This is a genomic window from Devosia sp. P2_G7, assembly GCF_056403495.1.
In genome coordinates this window covers 106,011-117,288 of sequence record NZ_JBFUFI010000007.1, presented here as the reverse complement: position 1 = coordinate 117,288, position 11,278 = coordinate 106,011, and the positions used below count along the sequence as shown (strand labels likewise).

Annotated in this window: 10 protein-coding genes; 3 read left to right on the top strand and 7 right to left on the bottom strand. The window is 64.7% G+C overall.

Going from position 1 to position 11,278, the window contains the following annotated elements:
* Window positions 1-40: 40 nt before the first annotated feature.
* Window positions 41-1,951: an ABC transporter substrate-binding protein gene (locus AC1DWU_RS13255; protein WP_477150458.1), complete on the bottom strand. Its 1,911-nt coding sequence runs from the start codon at window positions 1,949-1,951 to the stop codon at window positions 41-43.
* Window positions 1,952-2,171: 220 nt separating this feature from the next.
* On the opposite strand from AC1DWU_RS13255, the gene kdgD reads away from it, so the two are divergent.
* On the top strand, window positions 2,172-3,077 hold the full coding sequence (gene kdgD, locus AC1DWU_RS13250) for a 5-dehydro-4-deoxyglucarate dehydratase (protein ID WP_477150457.1): 906 nt from the start codon (window positions 2,172-2,174) through the stop codon (window positions 3,075-3,077).
* Between the two features lie 71 nt (window positions 3,078-3,148).
* Here kdgD and AC1DWU_RS13245 read toward each other — a convergent pair whose 3' ends face one another.
* Window positions 3,149-4,159: a mannonate dehydratase gene (locus tag AC1DWU_RS13245; protein WP_477150456.1), complete on the bottom strand. Its 1,011-nt coding sequence runs from the start codon at window positions 4,157-4,159 to the stop codon at window positions 3,149-3,151.
* Between the two features lie 150 nt (window positions 4,160-4,309).
* Here AC1DWU_RS13245 and AC1DWU_RS13240 point away from each other — a divergent pair, with 150 nt between their 5' ends.
* On the top strand, window positions 4,310-5,035 hold the full coding sequence (locus tag AC1DWU_RS13240; RefSeq protein WP_477150455.1) for a FadR/GntR family transcriptional regulator: 726 nt from the start codon (window positions 4,310-4,312) through the stop codon (window positions 5,033-5,035).
* Window positions 5,032-5,913, top strand: coding sequence for an SMP-30/gluconolactonase/LRE family protein (locus tag AC1DWU_RS13235; protein WP_477150454.1), 882 nt, complete (start codon window positions 5,032-5,034; stop codon window positions 5,911-5,913). Before AC1DWU_RS13240 ends, AC1DWU_RS13235 begins: the two co-directional genes overlap by 4 nt.
* Window positions 5,914-5,928: 15 nt before the next feature.
* Here the strand turns inward: AC1DWU_RS13235 and AC1DWU_RS13230 are convergent, their stop codons facing one another.
* From AC1DWU_RS13230 to AC1DWU_RS13210, 5 genes are all read right to left on the bottom strand, one after another.
* On the bottom strand, window positions 5,929-6,777 hold the full coding sequence (locus AC1DWU_RS13230) for a carbohydrate ABC transporter permease (protein WP_477150453.1): 849 nt from the start codon (window positions 6,775-6,777) through the stop codon (window positions 5,929-5,931).
* Entirely contained in the window at window positions 6,767-7,702 is a 936-nt protein-coding gene (locus AC1DWU_RS13225) for a carbohydrate ABC transporter permease (RefSeq protein ID WP_477150452.1), read from the bottom strand. The genes AC1DWU_RS13230 and AC1DWU_RS13225 overlap by 11 nt, the downstream gene beginning before the upstream one ends.
* Before the next feature lie 86 nt (window positions 7,703-7,788).
* Window positions 7,789-9,006: an ABC transporter substrate-binding protein gene (locus AC1DWU_RS13220; RefSeq protein ID WP_477150451.1), complete on the bottom strand. Its 1,218-nt coding sequence runs from the start codon at window positions 9,004-9,006 to the stop codon at window positions 7,789-7,791.
* 101 nt (window positions 9,007-9,107) lie between these two features.
* On the bottom strand, window positions 9,108-9,884 hold the full coding sequence (locus tag AC1DWU_RS13215; protein ID WP_477150450.1) for a DUF4037 domain-containing protein: 777 nt from the start codon (window positions 9,882-9,884) through the stop codon (window positions 9,108-9,110).
* A gap of 10 nt (window positions 9,885-9,894) precedes the next feature.
* The gene (locus AC1DWU_RS13210) at window positions 9,895-11,217 is read right to left on the bottom strand and encodes an alpha-L-fucosidase (protein WP_477150449.1); all 1,323 of its coding nucleotides are present in this window, start codon (window positions 11,215-11,217) and stop codon (window positions 9,895-9,897) included.
* Window positions 11,218-11,278 lie beyond the last annotated feature (61 nt).

The window sequence follows — 11,278 nt, the reverse complement described above, 5'->3', positions numbered from 1 at the left end:
GATCCGGCGGATGGACTCCGCCAGATCGCGCGTTCGGTGACTACTGCTTGAAGTAGAACTGCTCGGTATTCAGCGTACCCGGGTCCGGATGGATCCAGCCAGTGGGGGTATCGTCCGGCACGTTGCCGAGCTTGTTCGATACCACGGAGAAGCCCTGGATCGCCGAGCTGACGCCGATCTGGTAGAACTGCTCGGCACTGATATCGAGCAGCTGGCTCACCAGCTTCGCCTGTTCGTCGACGTTCGACGTGGCCTTGATCTGGTCGTAGAGCGACCACTGCTGCTTCACGTAATCCGGCGGCTCGACCCCACCGTCCTTGATGTAGAACTTGGCCCAGTCGACGGCGAAATTCGACTCCGTGGAGAACGGGAAGTAGTCGCGCGGATCGATGTAGACGTCGATGCCGCCCGAGGTTGCGCCCCACACCACGATGTCGTGCTGGCTGGCGGTCTTTTCCTCGTAGAAGCGGGTGCGATCCATGGCGGTGAAGCGGGCATCGACCCCGACCGCCTGCCAGTACTGCACCAGGAGTTCCGCGACGTCGGCCATGTTGCCGAGCGCAGTCACCGCGGCGACGTTCACCACCAGCGGGCTGCCGTCTGGTGCAAGGCGCAGGCCGTTAGCGCCGCGCTTGTCGAGCCCGATGGAGTCGAGCAGACGGTTGGCTTCGTCGGCGTTGTACTCGAGATACTGGGTCGCCAGCTTCTCGTTGTAGAACGGCGTGCCCTCAAGCGGCGCGACCTGTCGCGGCGTCCCCTGACCCAGATAGACCGTATCGATGATGGCCTGGCGGTCGAGCGCATGCGACAGTGCGATACGGAAGTCCTTGTTCGAGAAGATCGGCGCCTTCACCGCATCATGCGAGTTGAGGTTCACCGAGATGGTCAGCGCGTTGCCGACGCGGGACTCGCGCGGGCTGAGGCGGAAGTTGCCGGCCTCCTGGCCCTCCGACAGCACCGGCAGGTTGGTGGTGTTGGCGGTGTGGCGAACTTCGTAGTCGATCTCACCGGCCAGCACGCTGAGCAGCAGCGTCTGCGCTTCGGCATTCACCGACATGCTGAGCCCGTCGATATAGGGCAGCTGGTTACCGGCGGTGTCGACCTTCCAGTAATACGGGTTGCGCTCGAGCGCGACGCGGGTGGCGCCGGCAACGTATGGCTCAGTGATCCGCCACGCCTCGATCGTCGGGCGATCCGGGTTGCGCCAGCGCTGGATGTTTTCGATGCCGACGCCGCACATGTTGACCATCTGCTCGGCCCAGTCGGCGACGCCTGCCGCCTTGGCCTGGGCATCGGCATCCGCGTTGTACTTGGGCAGGAACTGGCTGCAATAGGCCTTGCTCAAGAGCGTCAGCTGCACGCCATAGACACTGGCGGCATTGAGGATGAAGAGGCCGTTCGGTTTGGTCCACGACAGGGTGAACTCGGTGGGCGAAGCGACGGAGATCGTCGGCAGCTCGCCCTCGACCGTCAGCCAGCCCGGCTTGGTCGGGAACAGCTTCGCGTCCGGCAGCACGTCCTGGATGAAAAACGCCACGTCATCGGCGGTGAACGGCGTACCGTCCGACCACTTCATCCCCTCGCGCAGCGTGAAGGTGAAGGACTTGCTGTCCTCGCTGACGCTGTAGGCGCTGGCGATGTTGGGCACGACCTCGCCGGTCCACTCGGCGTCCCAGGCCAGCAGCGGCTCGTAGCCGAAGTAGGTGAAGAGCATGTTGCGGTCATTGCCGCCCACCATGCCGCCGCGGAATATGCCGCCATACTGGCCGATTTCGCTTACCGGCGTAATGACGCGCGGCGCGGCGCCGACACGTTCGGCTACCGGCGGCAGCGTGCCGTCGGCAACGGCCGCGTCGAGCATCGGCGCCTGTTTGTAATCGGCTGCCAGCGCAGCGCCGGCCAATGCCAGCATCGATACCCCGGCCAGCGAAGCCATAAGGAAATGCTTCAATTCACCCTCCCGTGAGAATTGCGTCCGGCCGCCGGGAGCGTTCTCCTTCAGCGTCGGTGGTGGCAATGTGGTATGACTGCAATCGCACTGTCAAACGATAAATCATACTTCTTTGACGTGGAGCGTGGATGACATACCCTTGGTTGCGTTGACAGCGGGGTTTTTGGGGTGGTAGCAGAAAGAAATAGTACTAATTCTCTGACCGCCATGGAGACGCCTGGTGACTTTTGACGAGATCAAAGCGAAGATCGGCTCCGGGCTGCTGTCCTTCCCGGTGACCGATTTTGGCGCCGATGGCGAGTTCGATGCGGCCTCATACGCCAAGCGCCTGCAGTGGCTCTCGTCCTATGGCGCCGCGGGACTGTTCGCGGCGGGCGGCACAGGTGAGTTCTTTTCCATCGGCTATGACGAGTACGACGCGGTGATCCGCACGGCGGTCGAGAACAGCGCTGCCGATGTGCCGGTGCTGGCCGGCGTCGGCTATGGCACGAGGATGGCAGTGGATCTGGCGAAGCGCGCCGAGGCGGCGGGTGCCGCCGGCATCCTGGTGCTGCCGCACTACCTGATGTTCGCCGAAGAAGAGGGCGTCATCGCCCACATGCAGGCGATATGTAATGCCGTCGGACTCGGCGTCATCTATTACGCGCGAGACAACACGCGGCTGTCACCCGCCGGGCTTGAGAAGCTGGCTGAAGCCTGCCCGAATTTCATCGGCTACAAGGACGGCATCGGCGACCTGCAGTTGATGCAGCGCGTCGCCCACCGGCTCGGCGATCGCGTCGTCCATATCGGAGGCCTGCCCACCGCCGAGGTGTTCGCGCAGCCCTATCTCGAGATGGGCGTCACCACCTATTCGTCGGCGGTGTTCAACTTCGTGCCCGAGCTGGCGCTGCGCTTTTATAACGCCGTGCGGCAGCGCGACACGCAGGTGATCGACGGGCTAATGAAGAGCTTCTACCTGCCGCTGATCGAGTTGCGCGACCGTAAGCGCGGCTACGCCGTCTCGATGATCAAGGCCGGTGCAGAGCTCGTCGGCCGCTCCGCCGGCAAGGTGCGCACGCCGCTGACCGAACTCGATGCGAGTGAGCGCAAGATCCTCGCGGATCTGATTTCAGCGAACGCCTGACGGCACTCTCCCTGCCCGAGGCGAAAAGGCCCGGATCTCGCGATCCGGGCCTTTGCATTTGCGCGAAAACCTCAGGCGCCGTAGGGGTCCCAGCCGTTCGCCTGAAACAGGCCGATGATGTAGCCGAAGCAGAACGCGAAGGCGGTTTCCATCGAGTTGTCGGCATCGATGTGTGGCACGTGGTCGGGCATGATCATGCCGTCATAGCCGACCTCGTGGTAGATCTTGAGCGCCGCCGGCATGTCCATGTCGCCATTGTCCGGGAACTCCTCGGTGAACGAGTAGCGGCCGCCCTTGATGTTGCGGAAATGGACGTTGAAGATCTTCTTCCGGCTGCCGAACCAGCGGATCACTTCGCCGATTTCCGCACGCGGATTCTCCATGCCCTCAGCCACCGTGCCCTGGCAGAAATTGAGGCCGTGATAGGGGCTCTCGCAGGTCTGGACGAACCGCATCAGCCCCTCGACGCTCGACAGCACACGGCTCTCGAAGCCGCGATAGCCAGGCGGCGTCATCGGGTCATGCGGATGGCAGGCGAGGCGCACCTTGTTCGCCGTGGCGACCGGCACCACGCGCTCGAGGAAATACTCGATGCGCTCCCAGAACTCTTCGGCCGAAACCTTGCCGGCAATGGTCAAGGTGTCGCCGTCGGTAGCCTGGTCGGCACGCCAGGTCGAGAGCTTCTGCCCGCCGCGGCCGGTCTCGGACTCGGTGCGCGGGATGCCGAGCACGTTGAAGTTGTACTTCGCTGCGCCGATGCCGGCCTCGGCCAGCGCCTCGATGATCTTGCAGATGCCGTCGATCTCGCGGTCCCGCTCACCGGGCTTGCCCAGGACGATGCCGGGCGACTGATGCTTGCGCTCGATACCGGACGAGGGCAACGGCAGCTGCACCATGTCGAGCACGAGGCCGAACTTCGAAACATGCTCGGCGTGGCGCATCAGGATGTCGCGATTCCACTGCCACGGGTCGCCAACCGGGTCGATGCAGACATGCCGGACGCCGAGCTGCGCCAGCTGCCTGAGGTAGCGATCCCCGACCTTGGCGAACTGGTCTCCGCCAAGTTGTGTGCCTACGTACATTCCTTCCCTCCAAAAATATGACTTCTTCAAAGCAGTATGATAGTTTCATCATGTGGGCAACCGGGACTAAAGCATCGCCCCTCTTTCGCCGCCGGTTTGCCACGCCTATGAATGGCCTCTGAACGACGGATAAACGGCGCCAGAACGACAATGTCATCCAGCCCAGCGATACACCTCACCGACCGGGTCAAGCTCGACCTGCTGCGGCTGATCGAAACCACCGACCTGAAGCCCGGTGACAAGCTGCCGCCGGCCGACCGGCTGTGCGAGCAGTTCTCGGTCAGCCGCACCGTGGTGCGCGAGGCGATCGCGAGCCTCAAGGCCGAGGGCCGGCTGCGCTCGCTGCGCGGCAGCGGCGTCTATGTCAGCAAGCCACCGTTGCCCGCCGGCGGCCTCTCCATGCTGATGGCAGCGCCCGAGGAGATCGGCGACGTGCTCGACTTCCTCGAGTTCCGCATCAGCGTCGAGGTCGAGGCGGCTGGCCTCGCCGCCGAGCGCCGGACGGAAGTGAACCTCCTGCGCATGGAGCAGGCGATGACCCAGTTCAACCGCCACCTCAGCGACAATACGCTCGCCACCGACGCCGACCGCGCCTTCCATCGCGCTATCGCCGACGCCACCAACAACAAGCGCTTCCGCCTGTTCGTCGACGAGATGGGCGAGCGGCTGATCCCGCGCCGCGCGCTGGGGGCCAGTTTCTCCGACGACAAGAGCAAGTCCGAGTTCCTCGACGTGATCCGCGCCGAGCACCAGCGCATCTTCGACGCCATCAGCGATCGGAAGCCCGACGAGGCGCGTCTGGCCATGCGGCAGCACCTCGAGGGTGGACGCCGGCGCTATCGCGAGTGGAGCCTCGCGCAGGACAGCCACGAATGAGCGCACCGGCTATCAGCACCGTCGCCGCCGATCGCTGCGAGATCGGCGAGAGCCCGCTGTGGGACGATCGGACCGGGCTGCTCTACTGGGTGGACATCAATCCCGGCATCATCCATCGGATCGATCCGCTCACCGGCGCGCGGCAGCGCTGGGAGATGGGCGAGCCGGTGGGTGCGCTGGGGCTCTGCCAATCGGGGCAACTCGTCGTCGCACTGCGCGACACGGTGATCCTGTTCGACCCGCGCGACGGCAGCCGGCAGGCGCTCGCGTCGGTTACGCACGCCAAGCCAGAGATGCGGCTCAACGACGGCAAGGTCGGCCCGGATGGCGCGTTCTGGGTTGGCTCGATGGATGCGAGCGGCGACGCCAACCCGGCCGGCACGCTCTATCGCTTCGCGCCCGACGGCAGCGTGGCGGTGATCACCGAGGGTTTTAGAATATCGAACGGACTCGCCTGGGATGCGGCCGGGACGCGCATGTACCACTCGGACTCGCGTGGCATCTGGGTCGACATCCTCGATTTCGATCCGGCCACTGGCGCGGCCACCAACCGCCGGCGCTGGCTCGACCTCGACGAAGCCACCGGCCGCCCCGACGGCGGCGCCTGCGACGTTGACGGCAACTACTGGTCGGGCGGCGCCTCGGCGGGCCGGCTCACTCGCTTCTCACCCGACGGCGTGCTGCTCGACTGGATCGACCTGCCGAACCTGCGCCCCACCATGCCCTGCTTCGGCGGCCCTGACCTCGATACGCTGTTCGTCACCAGCCTCAGCGTCGGGGTTGCCGCGGAAGACCTGGCCCGCTGGCCGCTTTGCGGCGCCATGGTCAGCTTCGAAACAGCAACCAAGGGCGTCGCTGTCGCGAGGTTTGCGATCTAGCGGGTTGGACGGGCGCTACCGCCCGCCCATGCCGGCGTTCAGGGCGATGCTGTTGTAGATCAGCTTCTGCAGCAGGATTGCCAGCACGATGCCGGGGAGCATGGAGAGGGCGGCGCCCGCCATGATGTAGTTCCACTGCGTGCCCTGCTGGGTCTGGAAGTGGGTGAGGCCGACCGGCAGGGTCGCGTTTTCCTGGCCGGTCATCACGATCAGCGGCCAGAGGAAGTTGTTCCACTGGGCGATGAAGGTGAAGAGCGAGAGGAGCCCGATGGCCGGCATCGACAGCGGCACGATGATGCTGATGAGGATGCGCAGCCGCGAGGCCCCGTCGATCAGCGCCGCTTCCTCGAGCGAGTCGGGGATCGAGAGGAAGAACTGGCGTAGCAGGAACGCCCCGAAGGTGCCGAAGGCCACCGGCAGGATGACGCCCTGGAAGGTGTTGACCATCCCGAGGCTGTTGACGATCAGGAACAGCGGGATGATCAGCATGATCGAGGGCACCATGAGCGTGCCGACATAGCCCAGCAGCAGGGCATCGCGGCCAGGGAATTTCAGGCGGGCAAAGGCGTAGCCGGCAAGGCACGAGACCACCACGGTGATCACAGTGACGCTGCCGGCGACGATCATCGAATTGAGGAAGAACCGGCCAAAGGGCAGCTCCGACCAGGCCTTGGCGAAATTGTCCCACTGGAACTCGTGCGGCAGGATGCGCACCGGGATGGCCAGCACCTCGGCGTTGGAGCGCACCGCGTTCGACACCATCCAGAAGAACGGGAACAGGAACAGCAGCGCCACCAGGATGAGCGCGCCATGGTTGAGGATATCGAGCGCCAGGGCGGCGCGGGAACGGGCCTTAGTTGTCATAGTGCACCCACTTGCGCTGCAGCCAGAACTGGAGGGCGGTCAGAGCCATGATCAGCGCAAACATCACCCAGGCGATCGAAGAGGCGTAGCCCATCTGGAAGTTCTGGAAGCCGCGCTGGTAGATGGCATAGCCCAGCGTAGCGGTGGCGTTGCCCGGACCGCCGCGGGTCATCACGTAGATCTGGTCGAACACCTGCAGCGAGGTGATTGCAGTCATCACCGTGCCGAAGAACAGCGTCGGCGAGATCAGCGGCAGGCGGATTTTCCAGAAGCGGTCCCAGGCGCTGGCGCCGTCGATTTTTGCCGCCTCGAGGTAGCTCGGCGGCACCATGTCGAGCGCGGCGTTGAACAGCACCGTGTTGTAGCCGACATTGGCCCAGAGCGAGACAATGATCACCGCCTGCATGGCGAGCGTCTGGTCGGTCAAGAGGTTCGGTACGCCCAGCGACAGCGACTTCATGATGAAGTCGAAAAAGCCGCCCGGCGCGAAGATCAGCATCCAGACAATGGCAACGGCGATTCCGGGCGTGAAGGTGGGGAGGAAAAACACCACCCGGAACCACCGTTGCCCTCGCTTGAGGCTCGCGATCCAGGTGGCGAGCCCAACCGAGATGATGATGTTCAGCACCAGGTAATCGACGGTGAAGAACAGGGTGTTGCGCAGCACGGTCCAGAACTGCGGGTCGGCGGTGAACAGCCGGACATAGTTGGCAACGCCGACGAAAGCGGGTTTGCCGAGCAGCTTCCAGTTGGTGAAGCTCAGCGCCAGCGAGGCGATGATCGGCACGACGAGAAAGAGGATAACGCCCAAGAGGCTGGGCAGGAGGAAGAAGAAGGCCGTGCGGCCGTCGCGCGGTCCGCTGCGCCGTCGCTGGCGGGCGGCGGGCGCACTGGCGGCGACCGCGGTATCCTGAATGATCGTCATGGGCACCTCCTCCCTGGCGGCGCCGCGTTGGCGCCGATGCACGGCTGAGGCGCCCGGCCGGCTGCTGACCGGCCGGGCGCCAGGGCTTACGGCAGCTGGCTCTGGATATCGGCCAGAACCGCGTCCGTGGTGTTGTCACCGTTGAGGGCCAGCGGGATGTACTGGGTCATCAGGTTCTCGAACTCGTTCCAGCTTTCGTTGATGCGGAACGGGGTCGAATGCTCGAAGGAATATTGCAGCGTCTCGCGTGCGCCGGCGATATCCTTGGCGGCCACGTCGTACCAGAACTTCTGCTCGGCGAGGCGGCCGGGCAGCGCGCGGCCGGCCGAAGCGAGGATTTCCGCGGCCTTGGGACCGGTCAGCACCTTGAGCGCCTTATACGCTTCGTCCTTGTGCTGGCTGGCGGCCGAGATGCCCCAGCCCGAGCCGGCGGTGATGTAGCGCGACGGGCCTTCGCCGCGCGGCAGCGGTGCGACACCGACCTTGAAGCCCACCGAGGCCTGGGTGGTCAGCAGCGACCACGGGCCGTCGATCACCATGGCCGCGTTGCCGGCGGCAAAGCGCCCGCTACCAGTCTGGGCGCCGGCGCCAGAGGCAAAGACCGGCGAGGCCTTGGCCACCGCTACGAGGTCGACGAGCTTACCCACCGCGGCGGCGTAGCCGGGGTTGGTCAGGTCGAACTGGTTGCCATCGTTGAAGTACTCGGCCCCAAGGGCGACCGGCTGGGCAATGAAGTCGAATGCCTGCACCGCATAGCCGTAATTGTCGCCGCTGGTGAGCTTCTCGGCGGCGGCCTTGAAGTCGTCGAAGGTCCAGTCGGGCTTGGGCTCGGCCAGCCCGGCCTCGGCGAACTTGTCGCGGTTGTAGAACACCAGCCACGGGCCGACGTCGTAAGGCAGGGCGTACTGCACGCCATCCTGCGACAGGCCGCTGATGATCGAAGATTCGAACACCGACTTGTCGAAGTTGTCCGCGGCGATGAACGGATCGAGCGGCTCGAGGACGCCATAGAAGCTCGGCATGCGCATCGACTGCATGGCCACGAGGTCGGCGATCTGGCCGGACGAGGCCAGCACCGGCAGGCGGGTCCAGTAGTCGGTCCAGCCGGAGAACTGCGGCGTCACCTTGATGTTGGGATATTCCTCAGTCACGAGGTCGGCGATGCTCTGGAATAGCGCGGTGTCCTTTTCGTCACCCCACATCTGCCAGGTGAGATTGACGGGGGCGTCCTGCGCCTGCACCTCAAGTGCGAAGGCCGAGCTGCCCACCAGAGCGGCGGCTGCCAAGATCAGAGATAGCTTCACGATAGTTCCTCCTCGGGATGTCGTTGGTTGTTCAGGCACGTGTGTCTTGGTCCTGCACGAGGGCGCCCTCCTCACTTGGCGCGGCGACGTGCGGGGCGGACCTATTCGGCGACCAGCACCTCCAGATCGGCGATGACGGCGATCAGTTCGGTACGCTGGCGCTGCCAGTCGTCGCCCGGCTCAAGAATGGCCGTCATTCGCGCGATGAAATCGGGCGGCAGCCGAGCGAAGTCCTTGGCGATGGCCAGATTCCAGCCGTCGCCCGGGTAGTAGGTGCGGTTGATGGCGAACACGACCTGGTTGATCGCATTCACAAGCTTGCCGGTGAGCCCGACCAGGAACACCAGATCGCGCCGGGTCACCTTGCTGGCGTAGTGGTAGTCGGCGGCCCAGTAGCGCAGCACCTCGAGGTGCTGGGTGATGATCGAGTCCCGCAGCGCTTCCGGGTAGGTGGCGAGCTGGGCCTTCCAGCCCGCCAGGATACCCTGCGGGTCGACGATGATCTGTTGGTGGGCGAGATCGGTGGGCAGGTGGTAGCCCCAGATCGTCCACTCATAGTGCTTGGTGGCGCCGCGGCCGGCGATCCACGCGTCGAGGTCGGCCTGCACGCCGGCGTAACTGCGGGCCCAGACGCCGTCGAGGCGCAGTCCCTTGGCCTCCCAGCCCTGCAGCACTTCGTCGAACTGCTTCCAGGCCTTGGTCTGGCGCAGTTCGGGGCCCTTGAACCGATCGGCATAGACCCGGAAGTCGTAGTCCGACTGCGAGTCGGAGCGGTGCTTGGCCCGCGATCCGCCGAGCGACACCGCGCCGTCGCCGCTTTCCGCCAGTTCCGCGATGACCGGGGTCATCGTGGCGAACAGTTCTTCCTCCAAGCTCATCCGCCGGCCCTCAGGTGTTGAGGATCAGCTCGATCACCGGCACGACGACGTCCGGCTTGATGACCGGCAGCTCGAGCGTCAGCATGCCGCTGCCGACGGCGACGCCGATGTTGGAGTCCACCTCGGCCTTTGGGTCGAGCCAGTGGATCTCGCTGCCATCGTGCAGGAACTGGGCGTACTTCACCTTGCCGCCCAGCCCATCGATATGGATGTGGCGGAACGGCCAGGTCTGCACGTGGACGTAAAGCCGGTCGCCAACCTGCGTGAACTTGCAGCCATTGGGCGGGGTGAAGTCCGAGGGGCCTGCCCCGTAGATCGAACGGGCGTTCACCCGCATCCAGTCGCGATAAACGCCGAGCGCCTGCTCGGCTCGCACGTCGAACGTGCCGCGGGCGGTGGGGCCGACATTCATCAAGAGGTTGCCGCCGAGGGCCACGGAGTCGATCAGGAGGTTGATGAGCTGGCCCGGATCCTTCCAGGTGCTCTCGTCGCGGTGGTAGCCCCACGAGCCGCTGAAGGTGTGGCAGACTTCCCAGCGGACGGGCTTGCCCTGCCAGGTCGGCGCAACGCGCGGGGTATACTGCTCGGGGGTCGCGAGGTCCTTGGGATGGTTGCCGTCCGTCGGCAGGTCGAGGCGGTCGCCGACGATGATGCTGGGCTGCAGCTGGCGCACCAGCGCGATCAGCTCTTCGCTCTCCCAGTCGTTGCGGCCCTTGCCGGGCATGCCGCGATATTCGCGCTTGGGATAGCTGAAATCGAACCAGATTACGGAGATCTCGCCGAAATTGGTCAGCAGTTCGGTGACCTGGTTGCGCATGTAGGCTGCGTACTTCCGGACATCGCGGCTCTTGTTGATCTCCAGCGCATCGGGGTGATTGCGCATGGGATGGATGCCGTCGATCGGGAATTCCGGGTGGTGCCAGTCGATCAGCGAATAGTAGAAGCCGACCTTGAGGCCCTCTGCGCGAAACGCTTCGACGTAGGCCTTCAGGAGGTCCCTGCCATAGGGGGTATTGGTCGCCTTGTAGTCGGTGAAGGCGCTGTCCCACAGGCAGAAACCTTCATGGTGCTTGGCGGTCAGCACCACGTATTTCATCCCGGCTTCCCGGGCGCGCCGCGCCCATTCGCGCGGATCGTAGAGATCGGGGTCGAAGTTCTCGAAGTACTTGGCGTAGTCCTCCGCGGGGATCTCCTCACGGTGCTGCACCCACTCGTGCCGCGCGGCCATCGCGTACAGGCCGAAGTGGATGAACATGCCGAAACGGTCGTCCGTGAACCAGGCTTTGCCGCCCTCGGACCCGACCCGACCGTTGGTTGCCGCAGTACTATTCAATCTTTCCTCCCGTATCCCGGCTTCGCATCGAATGCATATCGAACCGGTTCGATCGGTAACT